Consider the following 14,303-nt stretch of genomic DNA (forward strand, 5'->3'; position numbering starts at 1 on the left):
CGGGACGTCATTTTGACGGTGGGATTAATCTTAATGATCGTGATAGAAGTATAGTCATTCTCAAAATTTAAAACGTGCATGCGTGGCAGAAAAATTAAAAATATCAATTTATCTTTAAAATTAGCTCGTGGCTTAGTGATGAAATTTAAATTATATGCAACGTTATGAGCCTGTTAGTAATTCGCAAGCGCATATATGCTTATTTTTCGGCCCCTGTTAACAAGGTGTGTTATGATTGAATTCCATAAAGAGGTAAACATTATGAACTGGCTAAATCGAACTTTAGACGCCATGCGGCACAAAGATGTTAATTCTCAGTGTCCGGAATGCAAAATGATATCCAGACAATCCTTTATAAAACAATCACGTGGACAGGTAATGATTTGTCCGCAGTGCAAGGCATTGTTTATAGATAAGAAATAAATATTTTCAGTTCGGCTAAGATAAATCTCTCAGCACATAGTTCTGGGGTTTTTTGTCACTTCAATGTCCCTGCCTATTTAAAAGGTACGCGTTATGCGACATATACTTGAATGGATTGATATTAATGAGCAATCCCCGGGTTTTAAACAGGAATGTATTATCCAGTTAGAAAATGGCGAGGTTGAAGGCGGCTGGCTTTACAGTGGTAAAACACGTGTTGGTGAACATGTTTTTATCGAATCTCACGCAGATTACGAAATGACGATGGGTGTCATATTTTGGATGGCGTTGCCGCCGGCAATTAAGTTAGTTTCGTCGTTACGTGACTTTTGAGAAAAGAGCAGGGGAATGTAATGAGTGTGGAATTATTTCCAGATGTTGTTTCATGCCAGCATCTGCCGTAGCGACACGATAAATCGTGCCGCTACGCAGCGTGCTTTAAATGGCCTTCCTGTGCAATTACTTCGCGGCGGCCAGTGCGTCCTGCACCCACTTATCGAATTCAGCCTGATGACCTTTGATCCAGCCGTCGACGTGGCGGTTGATGTCATCTTCCGAAGCTTGTCCGCTATGCATGGCGGCGTTTTCCGCATTGATATCGGCGATCGGCAGCTTCATTTCTGCAAACAGTTTCGCCGCTGCCGGGTTTTTCTCAGCCCAGGCTTTGTTGGCGACGATATGCATGGTGTTCACCGGGAAACCGTAGTTGGCACCGTTTGCCAGCTTCGTATCGACATTCTTCTGCTCACCCGGCAGTGATGAGAATGGCACCTGTAGCCATACCACATCTTTACCCGGCTTTAGCACGTCACTCACCCAGTACGGCGTCCAGGTGTAGTACAGAATCGGTTTACCCTGCTTAAAGCGGGTGATGGTATCGGCGATCATTGCCGAGTAGTTACCCTGGTTATGTTCCACGGTATTGCTCAGGCCATAGGCGTTGATCTGATGATTAATCACTGCTTCGCAACCCCATCCCGGCGTACAACCGGTCAGGTCCGCTTTGCCGTCACCATTGGTATCGAACAACTTCGCAATCTTCGGATCTTTTAACTGGGCAAAATTGTTGATGTGATATTTTTCTGCAGTCTTTTTGTCGATCAGATAGCCCTGTGCCGCGCCAGTCACGTAGGTGCCTTCACGGTAGAACTTCTGGTCGCCACCGGCGGCTTTGTACATATCATCGTGCAGCGGCTGCCAGTTCACGGCGGTAAAGGTGGCATCACCTTCGGCAATTGAGGTGTAACCGACGTTGTAATCGACCTCACTTGGCTTATCTACGGTGTAGCCCAGTTTTTCCAGCGCGCGGCTCACCAGCAGCGTCTGAAAGGTTTCTTCTGAGATGGTGCTCTGCACCGGCTTAACGGTAATGCCTTTACCCGGCAGGTCGGCGGCGGACACGTGCGTCACGGCGAACGTCGTCAGGACGGCAGCGAATAGAGCTGTCTTGCGCATAGTCATTCCTTATTTTACGTGTTGCGTCGGAGACGGGCGGCCACAAGGTGCCGCCCAAATGGATTACTTGTTTTTACTGAAAGGGCGCATCAGCAGGCCGATCGGGCCGGTGCTGTACCAGTGGCGATTGCCACGGCTGCGGCTGTCACGTCCGACTGACTGGGTCAGACGGTCGAGAATAATGGCGAGAATCACGATACCGACACCGCCGACAGTGGCGAGGCCCATATCAAGACGACCAATCCCGCGCAGTACCATCTGACCAAGACCACCGACGGCAATCATTGAGGCGATCACCACCATCGACAACGCCAGCATCAGCGTCTGGTTAACCCCGGCCATAATGGTCGGCATTGCCAGCGGCAGCTGCACTTTGAACAACATCTGACGCGGGCTGGCGCCAAAGGATTCACTGGCTTCAATCAGATCAGCCGGGACTTGTTTGATCCCCAGAATGGTCAGACGCACAATCGGCGGCAGCGCAAAGATAATGGTCACTACCACACCCGGGACGTTACCGATACCGAACAACATCACAATCGGCACCAGATAGACGAAGGCCGGTGTGGTTTGCATCGCATCAAGCAGCGGCCGGATGATACGGGCAGCACGTTCGCTGCGTGCCAGCCAGATGCCGAGTGGCAAACCAATAATGATGCAGAACAGCAGGGCGGTGAGTACCAGTGCCAGCGTCACCATTGCCTGCGACCAGGCGCCAATCGCGCCAATTAACACCAACGAAATCAGGGTGGCGATACCCATTGCCGGGCTGGCGATCTGCCAGGCAATCAGCGCAAACACGATAATCGCTACCGGAGCAGGCATCCCCAGCAGCAGTTGCTGGAAGGCGCTGAGAATGTAATCCACCGGGACGCGGATGCCCTGGAACACCGGACGGAAGTGGTTAACCACCCAGTCGATGCCCTCGGTCACCCAGCTGTCGAGGGGGATCATGGTCTTATGGAACGGGTCCATGATATTAAAATGTTCGGGCTGCGGCGCAGGCGCACTGCTCAGCCAGTCGCTGCTTGCTGCACTGCTGGCCGCGTCATGACCGCCGCTACTGGCAGCGGCAGCACCGCTATCGGCGGGCGTGCTGCTGGCACCGGTTGACCAGGGATCGCTACTGCTGGCCGCCGCGCTGTTATCAGGGGTTGCCTGGCTGGCGCTATCCCACGGATTGCTGTTTTGTTCACTCATTCTCAGGCTCCTTCACGATCTAAAGCGCGCAGCAGCGTGCTTTTCGAAATAACACCAACATATTGATTTTCTTCACCCACTACCGGCACGGCACAAGGTGCCTGAGCCACATGGGAGAGCAAATCATTCAGTGAGGTGTCCGCAGGAACCGCAGCAATGTCCAGCAGCGCGCTGTCCAGCCCATCGCCAGCCGCTAACGCCGCTTTCAGCGAATCGGTCGAGACCACGCCAATAAATTTCTGTTTTTCCAGCACATAACCAAAATCGCGATCTTCATCCTGCAACAGCTTAATCGCTGAGCGCGGACCAAGACCGGCCGCTTTACGGATCAGTGCACCGGCAGTACGACGCGCAATATCTTTGGCACTAAATACATGGCTGATATCGACACCACGGAAGAAGGTACGGACATAATCGTTGGCCGGATTATTAAGAATTTCATCCGGCGTGCCGACCTGCACCACTTCGCCGCCCTGCATAATGGCAATGCGATCGCCAATACGCATCGCTTCATCGAGATCGTGGGAAATAAACACAATGGTACGCTGATGTTTTGCCTGCAATTTCACCAGCTCATCCTGCATTTCAGTACGAATAAGCGGATCGAGTGCGGAGAAGGCTTCATCCATCAACAATATATCGGGATTGATTGCCAGTGCGCGGGCTAATCCAACACGCTGACGCATACCACCGGAAAGCTCATCCGGGTACGCATGGGCATAATTTTCCAATCCAACCTGACGCAATGCTTCCAGCGCTTTTTCCTGACGCTCTTGCAATGCGACGCCCGCTAATTCCATGCCGAAGGCGGTATTATTTAATACCGTCATATGTGGCATCAGGGCAAATGACTGAAATACCATGCTGATTTTATTTCTGCGCACTTCGCGCAGTTCGGCTTCCGATATTTTCGCAATATCGACACCGTCAATAATCACCTGGCCGCGTGTCGGCTCGATCAGACGATTGAGAAGGCGAACCATGGTGGACTTACCTGAACCTGAAAGCCCCATGATGACGAAGATCTCGCCTTCTTCAATGGCCAGACTGGCATTCTTAACGCCGAGAGAGAGTCCGGTTTTCGCCAGGATTGCCTCTTTACCCTCACCGTTATCAATATGTTTAAATGCCCTTTCCGGGTGATCACCAAATATCTTATATAAATTCTTTACTTCGAGTTTAATTGCCATGCAGTAATTAAATTCCTGGTTAATTGATGTTTCGCTATTTCTTGTTGTGGCCCTGATTAAAATTAAGCGGCCTATACCGTAACATAATGAGAATATCTGACAACCCTTGCGGCCGATATTCGTTGCGCGCTGCTGGATGAAATGGCGTGCAATTCCAGTGCTCACAAGGGATGAGGGGGGTTCAATTTTTTCGTATTTTTTTACGAATTTATGCCGTCTGGACGGAAATAATTGTCTGAAAGGTGATAAATCACGCTTTAGCTGGCGATATATGGACCATTTGAATGACGATAAAATGACAATAGAATGAAGTTATAAAGGGTAAATAACGGGGAAATAACCAACAGCAGCAAGGGGAAATATCGGGCTGAGGCCAGCCCGATATGAAAGGATTAAAAGTTCCAGTCTTCGTCTTCGGTTTCTACCGCTTTACCCATCACGTAGGAGGAGCCAGAACCCGAGAAGAAATCGTGGTTTTCATCGGCATTCGGTGACAGCGCAGACAGAATCGCCGGGTTGACGGTGGTCAGCTCCGCCGGGAATAACGCTTCATAACCGAGGTTCATCAGCGCCTTATTGGCGTTGTAATGCAGGAAAGTTTTCACCTCTTCCGCCCAGCCAACATCGGCATACAGCGCTTCGGTATACACCACCTCGTTTTCGTACAGGGCCAGCAGCAGTTCGATGGCGAATTGCTGTAACTCTTCACGGCGTGCATCATCCACATTTTCCAGCGCTTTCTGATACTTATAACCGATGTAATAACCGTGCACCGCTTCGTCGCGGATGATCAGACGAATCAAATCGGCGGTGTTAGTCAGCTTACCGCGGCTTGACCAGTACATTGGCAACCAGAAGCCGGAGTAGAACAGGAACGATTCGAGAAACACGCTGGCAATTTTCTTTTTCAGCGGATCGTCAGCGCGATAATGCTCCAGCACAATTTTCGCTTTGTTTTGCAGCGCTTCGTTTTCTTCACTCCAGCGATAGGCGGCATCCACATCCGCCGTGTTGCACAGGGTGGAAAAAATCGAGCTGTAGGAGCGCGCATGCACCGCTTCCATAAAGCTGACGTTGGACAGCACCGCTTCTTCATGTGGCGTCAGCGCATCTTCCATCAGCCCTGGCGCGCCAATCACGTTTTGAATGGTATCGAGCAGTGTCAGGCCGGTAAACACGCGAATGGTCAGCTGCTGCTGCTGTTTATCCAGCGTCTGCCAGGCGGGCAGATCGTTAGATAACGGCACTTTTTCCGGTAGCCAGAAGTTGCTGGTCAGACGGTTCCACACCTCAAGGTCTTTCTCGTCCTGAATGCGGTTCCAGTTAATCGCTTGAATTTGATTTAATCGCATAGTTTTCATCACAGGGCGCAGGAAACGCAGCCCTGCACCTCTGTGCCTTGAAGCGCCATCTGGCGCAGTCGAATGTAATAAAGCGTTTTGATGCCTTTCTTCCACGCATAAATCTGCGCTTTATTGATATCGCGCGTGGTGACGTCATCACGGAAAAACAGCGTCAACGACAGCCCCTGATCCACATGCTGCGTGGCTTCAGCGTAGGTATCGATAATCGCTTCCGGACCGATCTGGTACGCGTCCTGATAGAAATCCAGATTGTCATTGGTCATAAACGGTGCCGGGTAATAAACGCGTCCGGTTTTGCCTTCTTTACGGATCTCAATACGCGACACAATCGGGTGAATGCTTGAGGTGGCGTGGTTGATATAAGAGATGGAACCGGTTGGCGGGATCGCCTGCAGGTTCTGGTTATACAAACCATGCGTCATCACGGCATCACGCAAAGCCTGCCAGTCGGCCTGGGTCGGCAACGCGATACCGGCATCGGCAAACAGCTGTGCCACGCGTGCGGTACGCGGCTGCCAGGCGCGTTCAGTGTACTTGTCGAAATAATGGCCGCTGGCATAGGTTGACTGCGCAAAACCATCGAAACTTTGTTTACGCTCCTGCGCCAGCAGGTTCGAAGTACGTACCGCGTGATAAGTGACGCAGTAAAAATAGAGATTGGTGAAGTCCAGCGCCTCTTCCGAACCATAGGCCATCCCTTCACGCGCCAGATAACCATGCAGGTTCATCTGACCGAGACCGACCGCATGTGAACGACGGTTACCTTCCGCCACTGACGGCACTGAATTTATTTCGCTCATATCGGATACGGCGGTCAGCGCGCGTACCGCCACCTCCACCGTTTGCGCCAGATTGCGGGAATCCATGGCATGGGCGATGTTGAGTGAGCCGAGGTTACAGGAAATATCCTTGCCAACGCGGCGATAGCTGAGGTCGTCGTGGTACTCACTGGCGCTATTGACCTGCAAAATCTCCGAACACAGGTTGCTCATATTGATGCGACCGGCGATTGGGTTACTGCGGTTTACGCTGTCCTCATACATGATGTAGGGATAGCCGGATTCGAACTGAATCTCCGCCAGCGTCTGGAAGAAATCACGCGGTTGAATAAAGGTTTTGCGGATACGGTCATCGGCCAGCATTTCATCGTAATGCTCGCTGATGCTGATATCGCCAAATGCCTTGCCGTAGATGCGTTCCACGTCATAGGGTGAAAACAGCGCCATCTCGCGGTTCTCTTTCGCCAGACGGAAAGTGACATCGGGGATTACCACGCCGAGCGACAGCGTTTTGATACGGATCTTCTCGTCGGCGTTTTCGCGTTTGGTATCGAGGAAACGCAGGATATCCGGGTGATGGGCGTTCAGCCATACCGCTCCCGCCCCCTGACGTGCACCCAGCTGATTGGCGTAAGAAAAGGCATCTTCCAGCATTTTCATCACCGGGATCACCCCGGAAGACTGGTTTTCGATGCGCTTAATCGGTGCACCGGATTCACGCAGGTTTGACAGCAGGAAGGCCACGCCGCCGCCGCGCTTGGAAAGCTGCAACGCCGAGTTCACCGCGCGACCAATCGATTCCATATTGTCTTCGATACGCAGCAGGAAGCAGGAGACCAGCTCACCGCGCTGCTGTTTACCGCAGTTAAGGAAGGTGGGCGTTGCGGGCTGGAAGCGGCCACTCAGCATCTCTGCCAGCAGTTCACGCGCCAGCTGCTCGTTGCCGCGTGCCAGCGTCAGCGCCACCATGCAGGCGCGCTGTTCAAAGGTTTCCAGATAACGTTTGCCGTCAAAGGTTTTCAGTGTGTAGCTGGTATAGAACTTCCACGCGCCGAGGAAGGTATGAAAACGGAAACCCCAGGCATCGGCTTCGTCGTGCAGCTGGCACAGGAAGGTGAAATCGTACTGATTCAGCACTGCCGCTTCGTAGTAGCCTTCGGCCACCAGATAGCGCAGACGCTCCGCCGCAGAGGCGAAGGGTACGGTATTTGGCTGAACGTGTTGCAGGAAAAATTGCTGTGTGGCTTCGTGATCTTTATCGAACTGGATGCGGCCATCAGCGTCATACAGGTTCAGCATCGCGTTCAGGGCGTGGTAATCAAGCCCGGTGCCGTTGAGGGTGTCTGTCGTTGCCAAAATTGGGTTACTCCCGCTTTTACATTAGCGATATCGTCGGGGGTTCCCATCAACTCAAAGCGGTAGAGATAGGGAACCTGACATTTCTGCGCAATGATGTCGCCTGCCAGGCAGAACCCTGCACCAAAGTTGCGGTTACCGGCAGCAATCACCCCGCGAATACCGCGTCGGTTAGCTTCATCATTGAGGAACTGGATCACTTGTCTGGGCACCGCACCTCGCGTGCTGCCGCCGCCGTAGCTGGGCACCACCAGGATATAGGGTTGGTCAATATGCAGTTGCTGCGTGCTATCAACGGGAATGCGTTGTGCAGGCAGGCCCAGACGGGTGATGAATCGGTGCGTGTTCTCCGACTGGCTGGAAAAATACACCAGTGGAAACATTGCCTTATCCCCCGACAGCAGCGAGCTGGCGCAGGCTGGCGATTTTATCGGGACGGAAACCACTCCAGTGGTCATCCTGGGTCATCACCACCGGGACCTGGCGATAGCCGAGGGATTTCAGGCTGTCGATGGCTTCAGGTTGTGCGTCGAGGTTAATCAGCTGGTAATCGATGCCATTACGGTCCATGGCATTTTTTGTTGCGTTGCACTGGACACAGTTGTTCTTGGTGTAAATAATAATGCGCATGATTCGTATTTCCCTCTGGTTATGGTCAGGATGCGAGATACGAAGCAAAAATCCTTCTGCTGCGAGCCTCATCCTTGCTGACATCTGGTAGCGAGTTGATGGAGTGAATACTAGATGTAGTGGTTGTGGCGGTCAAGCCCACCAGATATAGGGTTTTGTGATTTCGAACCTCAGATTTCGCCTAAGGCCAGGGATCATGCGCTTTCCCGGCTAAAAAATAATTTTGTAAAAGGGCAGGGCACGGCATTTAAGGCAAATTCAGGCTGGAAATTGAACAATCAATGGGGAGCCACGCGCGATCGCTAAACACAAAAAAGCCCCGCGAGGTGCGAGGCTCTCTGAAGGGATGTGATGGTTAGCGGCGGGATACCAGCAACGCCCCAATGACCAGGCCGACGGCGGCACCGATGCCGATACCGTGCCAGGGTTTATCATGAACATAAGCATCAACCTGATAGCTCGCATCACGCGCAGCCTGTGAAACCCGGTTGTTGCCATTCAGTTTGGCGCGGGTCTGTTTCAGCAGTGACTGGGCTTTGCTGCGCGCGCCTTCTACCTCATCTTTGGCTTCGCTGCCGTAAGATTTCAGTAACGCTTCCAGCGAATCTGCCAGCTCGTTCACATCCTGATTGATATCAATGTCATCGTTTTTACTGGTTCGATTAAACATTTTTCGCTCCCTTTGATTTAAAAAGTAATACTTAGTGTAGACGAGTCATCATCAAACGCTGGTTTTCGCCTGGCTTTATGGAAAATTCCGAAAGCCTTGTGCCACACGGCTGTTGTAAGGTTGCGAGGCTAGAGCAGAGAGGAGCAAGCATGTATTTACGACCGGATGAGGTTGCGCGCGTACTGGAGAAAGCAGGGTTCGAAATGGATACCCTGACGCCGAAAATCTATGGCTATCGTCGTGGCGACAACTATGTTTACGTCAACCGTGAAGCGCGTATGGGGCGCACGGCACTGATCATTCACCCCACGCTGAAAGAGAAAAGCCTGAACTTCGCTGAACCGGCATCAGAAATGAAAACCTGCGATCATTACACGCAATTTCCTCTCTATCTGGCGGGCGATACTCAGGAACATTACGGGATTCCCCACGGCTTTAGTTCACGCATCGCGCTGGAGCGCTATTTGCAGGGCGTATTCGGTGGCTGACGCAGTGCCCCGCCCGTGCGGGGCCGCACTCACCTGATAAAATCCTTACCTTTTGCCACGTTGCATTTCCCGGCGCTGGCGCGTATAACCCTGTATCCATGTAGATGTTTAGACGTCCATATGGATAAAAATAATGCAATCCGAGCAAAATCCTCCGCAGGAAAACTTTAAACGCACCATGAAAGTGCGGCATCTGGTGATGCTGTCGCTGGGGGGCGTTATCGGCACTGGTCTGTTCTTTAATACCGGCTACATCATCTCAACCACCGGTGCCGCTGGTACGCTGCTGGCCTATCTGATTGGTGCGCTGGTGGTGTGGCTGGTGATGGTGTGTCTCGGTGAGTTGGCGGTGGCGATGCCGGAAACCGGGGCTTTCCATGTCTATGCTGCGCGTTACCTCAGCCCGGCCACCGGCTATACCGTTGCCTGGCTCTACTGGCTGACGTGGACGGTAGCGCTGGGTTCCAGCCTCACCGCAGCCGGTTTTTGCATGCAGTACTGGTTCCCGACCATCCCGGTCTGGGTGTGGTGTCTGGTGTTCTGTATCGCCATCTATTTGTTGAATATCGTCTCGACCCGCTTCTTTGCCGAAGGGGAATTCTGGTTCTCGATTATCAAGGTGGTCACCATTGTCGCCTTTATTATTCTCGGCGCAGGGGCGATGTTTGGTTTTATCCCGATGAAGGACGGCAGCGCAGCGCCCGGCCTGCATAATCTCACCGCATCGGGCTGGCTGCCGCACGGCACTTTGCCGATTCTGATGACGATGGTGGCGGTCAACTTTGCCTTCTCGGGCACGGAATTGATCGGTATCGCTGCCGGGGAAACCGAGCAGCCGCAAAAAGCCCTGCCGCTGGCGATCCGTACCACGGTGGCGCGTCTGATCATCTTCTTTATCGGCACGGTGCTGGTGCTGGCGGCGCTGATCCCGATGGATCAAGCCGGGATCGTGAAAAGTCCGTTTGTGCTGGTGTTTGAGAAGATCGGTATTCCCTGGGCGGCTGATATCTTCAACTTCGTGATTCTCACGGCGATCCTGTCGGCGGCGAACTCCGGGTTGTATGCGTCGGGCCGCATGCTGTGGTCGCTGGCTAATGAGAACACCCTGCCGCGCTGTTTTGCCCGGGTGAATCGCCGCGGCATTCCTGTACTGGCGCTTACCATCAGTATGATCGGCGGCCTGCTGGCGCTGTTCTCCAGCGTGATTGCCCCGGATACGGTGTTTGTTGCGCTGTCTGCCATCTCCGGTTTTGCCGTGGTGGCCGTCTGGCTCAGTATCTGCGCCTCCCATTATGTTTTCCGCCGTCGCCATCTCCAGCAGGGGGGAACTTTAAAGGATCTGGTGTATCGTGCGCCGCTCTATCCGCTGACGCCAATCCTCGGTTTCCTGCTGTGCGGGCTGGCCTGTGTCGGGCTGGCTTTCGACCCGTCACAACGGATTGCGCTGTGGTGCGGGATTCCGTTTGTTCTCTTCTGTTATGCCGCATACCATGTCACGCAGCGACGTAAATCATCTTTGCAGGCTGAGGAGGCCAACGATGTGGCGTAACCCGATAGCGCAGGCGCTATCTCAAACCGACACCCTGATCCTTGATGGTGCACTGGCAACCGAACTGGAAGCACGCGGCTGTAATCTGGCCGATGCGTTATGGTCGGCGAAAGTGCTGATGGAAAATCCTGAACTGATCTATCAGGTCCATTACGATTATTTTGCTGCCGGTGCCCATTGCGCCATTACCGCCAGCTACCAGGCGACGCCACAGGGCTTTGCCCAGCGTGGCCTGGATGAGACTCAGGCGCTGGCGCTGATCCGCCAGAGTGCCACGCTGGCAAAACGTGCGCGGGATGATTATCGTGCGGCGTCTGGCAGCCGCGCGCCACTGCTGGTCGCCGGGTCGGTGGGGCCTTATGGCGCGTTTCTCGCCAATGGGGCGGAATACCGGGGCGATTATGCATTGCCTGAAGACGAGATGAAGGCGTTCCATCGTCCACGCATCGCGGCCTTGCTCGAGGCGGGCGTCGATCTGCTGGCCTGTGAGACGCTGCCGTCGTTTGCGGAAGCCGAGGCGCTGGTCAGCCTGCTGGCGGAGTTCCCGGACAGCAGTGCCTGGTTCTCCTTCACGCTGCGTGATGCGCACCATATTAGCGATGGCACACCGCTCAGCAAAGTCGCGACGCTGCTCAATGCGGCCCCGCAGGTGGTGGCGCTGGGAATCAACTGTGTCGCACTGGAGAGCGTCACCCCGGCGCTGAGTAGCTTGCAGGCGCTGTGTGATAAGCCGCTGCTGGTCTATCCGAACTCGGGCGAACAGTACGATGCCAGCAGTAAAACCTGGCACTCGGCACCCTCGGGCTGCACGTTGCATGACAAATTCCCGGAGTGGCAGCAGGTCGGTGCCCGTCTGATTGGCGGCTGCTGTCGCACCACGCCGCAGGATATCGCGGCGATTGCCGCCTGTTGTCAACCGCAATAAGACGCCGAAAAGCGCCACTGATAGCGCGATTGAGGCGAGTGAAAAGGGCGGAAGGGCAGTTTAGACTGTTCCTTCTGACCCTGAAGCGGACCTGCTATGAACCTGCGACATCTCCTTCCTGCCTGCGCGCTGCTGTTAAGCGGCTGTGCGACCATTGTTGGCACCCAAACGCAATCGGTAAGAATTGACTCCGTGCCACAGGGCGCGCGTTTCACCGTGCAGGATGAGACCGGGCATGCCGTGGCGCAGGGCTTTACGCCCCAGACCATTGAACTGGCGAAATCCACCGGCAGCTATTTCGGTAAGAAACACTATCTGGTGATGCTGGAGAATCCGGGTTATGTTCCGGTGACGATGCCGATCGAAGGCAGCGCCAACCTGTGGTATTTGCTGGGGAACATTCCGCTGCTCGGTTTTCCCGGCTGGTTGCTGGTCGATCCGTTCAACGGCGGCATGTATGACCTGAAGCCTGAGCACCCCAAAGCATTTCTTAACCGGGTGGGTGCACGCGGGTAAACCCCAGAGTCGGGCTTATTGCGCGGTTGGCTTCACCATCGCTCCTGGCGTTTTATGCTGCGCCAGATATTGATGCTGAAAGATACACATGCGGATGGTGTTACGGTACGCACCGTTGATGAAAAACTCGTGTTTCAACACGCCTTCCACTTCAAAGCCCAGTTTGGTGTAGATGTGGATGGCCTTCTCATTCTCCTGATCGACAATCAGATAGAGCTTGTAGAGATTCAGCACCGAAAAGCCATAGTCCATCGCTAACTTCGCCGCCTGGGTTGCCAGTCCTTTGCCCTGATGAGCCGGATCGATAATGATCTGAAACTCAGCGCGGCGATGTACGTGATTAATCTCGACCAGCTCCACCAGCCCGGCTTTCTGTCCATCATGCTCGACCACGAAACGACGTTCGGTCTGGTCGTGAATATGCTTGTTGTACAGGTCCGACAGCTCGACAAAGGCTTCATACGGCTCCTCGAACCAATAACGCATCACGCTGGCGTTGTTATCTAACTGATGCACAAAGTGCAGATCTTCCCGCTCCAGCGGACGTAATTTAACCGTCATACGGCATTCCTTCTTCAACTAAGATGCGGAGAGTATAACCGCACCAAAGTGGTTAATGCGCTCCCAGGCTTGCTCCGCGACGGTGCAACGCATTTTCCGATCATCGCGTGCGCTGCCGCACAGTCTCGATCTGCTTTCTGGCACAGCCATTGCTTTGCTTGTATAGATAAGCCTATACAACTGTAGTTTTTCATCACTTTTTGACAGGAGTGGAAGATGGGTAAGCCAGTGCAACATGCAGTTCGTGCGTTAACCGTAGCCGTTATGTTGGGGTCTGCGCTCGGCGCGCAGGCTGCGGATACTAAAGTGGCGATCGGTATTTCCGGCTGGACCGGATTTGCTCCGCTGACGCTGGCAGATAAAGCCGGTATCTTCAAAAAGCATGGCCTTGATGTCGATGTAAAAATGATCCCGCAAAGCAGCCGTCATCTTGCGGTGGCTTCCGGCACCATTCAATGTGCGGCCACCACGGTCGAAACCTATATTTCATGGAATGCGGCCGGTGTGCCGATCAAGCAAATCGTCCAGCTGGATAAATCCTACGGTGCTGATGGCCTGGCAACCCGCAGCGATATTACCAGCATCAAAGATCTGAAAGGCAAAACCATCGCCGTCGACGCGCCGGGCACGTCACCATACTTCCTGCTGGCGTGGATGCTGGATAAAAACGGCCTGACCATGAAAGACGTTAAGCTGGCGACGATGGCACCCCAGGCGGCGGCCCAGTCGTTCGCTGCCGGGCAAAACGATGCGGCGGTGACCTATGAACCTTATCTGTCCGTGATTCGTAACCAGCCGAAAGCGGGCAAAATCCTCGCCACCACGCTGGATTACCCGATGGTGATGGATACGCTCGGCTGTACCCCAACCTTCCTGAAAGAGCATCCACAGGCGGCAAAAGCGCTGGTGGCCAGCTACTACGATGCGCTGGAGATGATCAAACAACAACCGGATAAATCCAACGAAATCATGGGTGCAGCGGTGAAATCCACCGGCAAAGAGTTTGCCGAATCCGCCAGCTACCTGCGCTGGGCCGGTCCTGAAGAGAACAAAAAATTCTTTAGCGGTGAAATTGAAACCTTTAGTGATGAAGCGGGCAAACTGCTGCTGCGCGCGGGCGTGATTAAAAAAATGCCGGACGTGAAGAGCCTGTACGACGCCAGCTTCGTGCAGTAATCAGGGAGACAGGAGATGGAG

At 53.6% G+C, this 14,303-nt stretch carries 16 protein-coding genes; 7 read left to right on the top strand and 9 right to left on the bottom strand.

All coding sequences use genetic code 11. The annotated features are described in order from the left end of the window. The first annotated feature begins 291 nt into the window (after positions 1-291). Both PW844_RS06625 and PW844_RS06630 read left to right on the top strand, forming a co-directional pair. A complete protein-coding gene (locus PW844_RS06625) occupies positions 292-423 on the top strand; it encodes a YnfU family zinc-binding protein (RefSeq protein WP_299449673.1) in 132 nt (43 codons plus the stop codon). Positions 424-516: 93 nt separating this feature from the next. Continuing rightward, positions 517-756 (top strand): hypothetical protein, encoded by a 240-nt coding sequence (locus tag PW844_RS06630; protein WP_299449643.1) that lies wholly within the window; start codon positions 517-519, stop codon positions 754-756. A 126-nt stretch (positions 757-882) separates the two neighbouring features. On the opposite strand, the gene proX is transcribed toward PW844_RS06630, so the two are convergent. The 8 genes from proX to PW844_RS06670 form a co-directional block, all read right to left on the bottom strand. Next, positions 883-1,878, bottom strand: a complete 996-nt coding sequence (gene proX, locus PW844_RS06635; RefSeq protein WP_299449645.1) for a glycine betaine/L-proline ABC transporter substrate-binding protein ProX — start codon at positions 1,876-1,878, stop codon at positions 883-885. A 63-nt stretch (positions 1,879-1,941) separates the two neighbouring features. Further along, the gene (proW, locus tag PW844_RS06640) at positions 1,942-3,078 is read right to left on the bottom strand and encodes a glycine betaine/L-proline ABC transporter permease ProW (RefSeq protein ID WP_299449647.1); all 1,137 of its coding nucleotides are present in this window, start codon (positions 3,076-3,078) and stop codon (positions 1,942-1,944) included. Between the two features lie 2 nt (positions 3,079-3,080). Then, positions 3,081-4,268, bottom strand: coding sequence for a glycine betaine/L-proline ABC transporter ATP-binding protein ProV (proV, locus tag PW844_RS06645; protein WP_299449648.1), 1,188 nt, complete (start codon positions 4,266-4,268; stop codon positions 3,081-3,083). Between the two features lie 392 nt (positions 4,269-4,660). Then, on the bottom strand, positions 4,661-5,620 hold the full coding sequence (gene nrdF, locus PW844_RS06650; RefSeq protein WP_084878550.1) for a class 1b ribonucleoside-diphosphate reductase subunit beta: 960 nt from the start codon (positions 5,618-5,620) through the stop codon (positions 4,661-4,663). Positions 5,621-5,628: 8 nt separating this feature from the next. Next, positions 5,629-7,710 (bottom strand): class 1b ribonucleoside-diphosphate reductase subunit alpha, encoded by a 2,082-nt coding sequence (gene nrdE / locus PW844_RS06655; protein ID WP_299449674.1) that lies wholly within the window; start codon positions 7,708-7,710, stop codon positions 5,629-5,631. A gap of 5 nt (positions 7,711-7,715) precedes the next feature. Next, a complete protein-coding gene (gene nrdI, locus PW844_RS06660) occupies positions 7,716-8,150 on the bottom strand; it encodes a class Ib ribonucleoside-diphosphate reductase assembly flavoprotein NrdI (RefSeq protein ID WP_299449651.1) in 435 nt (144 codons plus the stop codon). Between the two features lie 4 nt (positions 8,151-8,154). Further along, positions 8,155-8,397, bottom strand: a complete 243-nt coding sequence (locus tag PW844_RS06665; RefSeq protein WP_299449653.1) for a redoxin NrdH — start codon at positions 8,395-8,397, stop codon at positions 8,155-8,157. A 355-nt stretch (positions 8,398-8,752) separates the two neighbouring features. Continuing rightward, positions 8,753-9,067: a DUF883 family protein gene (locus PW844_RS06670; RefSeq protein ID WP_299449655.1), complete on the bottom strand. Its 315-nt coding sequence runs from the start codon at positions 9,065-9,067 to the stop codon at positions 8,753-8,755. A 149-nt stretch (positions 9,068-9,216) separates the two neighbouring features. On the opposite strand from PW844_RS06670, the gene PW844_RS06675 reads away from it, so the two are divergent. From PW844_RS06675 to PW844_RS06690, 4 genes are all read left to right on the top strand, one after another. Continuing rightward, the gene (locus PW844_RS06675) at positions 9,217-9,555 is read left to right on the top strand and encodes a DUF2002 family protein (protein ID WP_084876393.1); all 339 of its coding nucleotides are present in this window, start codon (positions 9,217-9,219) and stop codon (positions 9,553-9,555) included. A gap of 133 nt (positions 9,556-9,688) precedes the next feature. Continuing rightward, entirely contained in the window at positions 9,689-11,104 is a 1,416-nt protein-coding gene (gene mmuP, locus PW844_RS06680; RefSeq protein WP_299449657.1) for an S-methylmethionine permease, read from the top strand. After that, complete coding sequence (mmuM, locus tag PW844_RS06685; protein WP_299449658.1) at positions 11,094-12,029, top strand: homocysteine S-methyltransferase; 936 nt, start codon at positions 11,094-11,096, stop codon at positions 12,027-12,029. The genes mmuP and mmuM overlap by 11 nt, the downstream gene beginning before the upstream one ends. A gap of 96 nt (positions 12,030-12,125) precedes the next feature. Beyond that, the gene (locus tag PW844_RS06690) at positions 12,126-12,545 is read left to right on the top strand and encodes a hypothetical protein (RefSeq protein WP_299449659.1); all 420 of its coding nucleotides are present in this window, start codon (positions 12,126-12,128) and stop codon (positions 12,543-12,545) included. 15 nt (positions 12,546-12,560) lie between these two features. Here PW844_RS06690 and speG read toward each other — a convergent pair whose 3' ends face one another. After that, a complete protein-coding gene (gene speG / locus PW844_RS06695; protein WP_299449660.1) occupies positions 12,561-13,106 on the bottom strand; it encodes a spermidine N1-acetyltransferase in 546 nt (181 codons plus the stop codon). Between the two features lie 264 nt (positions 13,107-13,370). On the opposite strand from speG, the gene PW844_RS06700 reads away from it, so the two are divergent. Beyond that, positions 13,371-14,282, top strand: a complete 912-nt coding sequence (locus tag PW844_RS06700) for an ABC transporter substrate-binding protein (protein WP_299449675.1) — start codon at positions 13,371-13,373, stop codon at positions 14,280-14,282. Positions 14,283-14,303: the final 21 nt, after the last annotated feature.

This window comes from Pantoea sp. (assembly GCF_028283705.1).
Lineage (GTDB): Bacteria > Pseudomonadota > Gammaproteobacteria > Enterobacterales > Enterobacteriaceae > Pantoea.

Excerpts from the sequence above, each read along its gene's own strand:
- PW844_RS06625 (WP_299449673.1), top strand. The coding sequence starts at position 292 with ATGCGGCACAAAGATGTTAATTCTCAGTGTCCGGAATGCAAAATGATA.
- PW844_RS06630 (WP_299449643.1), top strand. The coding sequence starts at position 517 with ATGCGACATATACTTGAATGGATTGATATTAATGAGCAATCCCCGGGT.
- proX (WP_299449645.1), bottom strand. The coding sequence starts at position 1,878 with ATGCGCAAGACAGCTCTATTCGCTGCCGTCCTGACGACGTTCGCCGTG.
- proW (WP_299449647.1), bottom strand. The coding sequence starts at position 3,078 with ATGAGTGAACAAAACAGCAATCCGTGGGATAGCGCCAGCCAGGCAACC.
- proV (WP_299449648.1), bottom strand. The coding sequence starts at position 4,268 with ATGGCAATTAAACTCGAAGTAAAGAATTTATATAAGATATTTGGTGAT.
- nrdF (WP_084878550.1), bottom strand. The coding sequence starts at position 5,620 with ATGCGATTAAATCAAATTCAAGCGATTAACTGGAACCGCATTCAGGAC.
- nrdE (WP_299449674.1), bottom strand. The coding sequence starts at position 7,710 with ATGCTGAACCTGTATGACGCTGATGGCCGCATCCAGTTCGATAAAGAT.
- nrdI (WP_299449651.1), bottom strand. The coding sequence starts at position 8,150 with ATGTTTCCACTGGTGTATTTTTCCAGCCAGTCGGAGAACACGCACCGA.
- PW844_RS06665 (WP_299449653.1), bottom strand. The coding sequence starts at position 8,397 with ATGCGCATTATTATTTACACCAAGAACAACTGTGTCCAGTGCAACGCA.
- PW844_RS06670 (WP_299449655.1), bottom strand. The coding sequence starts at position 9,067 with ATGTTTAATCGAACCAGTAAAAACGATGACATTGATATCAATCAGGAT.
- PW844_RS06675 (WP_084876393.1), top strand. The coding sequence starts at position 9,217 with ATGTATTTACGACCGGATGAGGTTGCGCGCGTACTGGAGAAAGCAGGG.
- mmuP (WP_299449657.1), top strand. The coding sequence starts at position 9,689 with ATGCAATCCGAGCAAAATCCTCCGCAGGAAAACTTTAAACGCACCATG.
- mmuM (WP_299449658.1), top strand. The coding sequence starts at position 11,094 with ATGTGGCGTAACCCGATAGCGCAGGCGCTATCTCAAACCGACACCCTG.
- PW844_RS06690 (WP_299449659.1), top strand. The coding sequence starts at position 12,126 with ATGAACCTGCGACATCTCCTTCCTGCCTGCGCGCTGCTGTTAAGCGGC.
- speG (WP_299449660.1), bottom strand. The coding sequence starts at position 13,106 with ATGACGGTTAAATTACGTCCGCTGGAGCGGGAAGATCTGCACTTTGTG.
- PW844_RS06700 (WP_299449675.1), top strand. The coding sequence starts at position 13,371 with ATGTTGGGGTCTGCGCTCGGCGCGCAGGCTGCGGATACTAAAGTGGCG.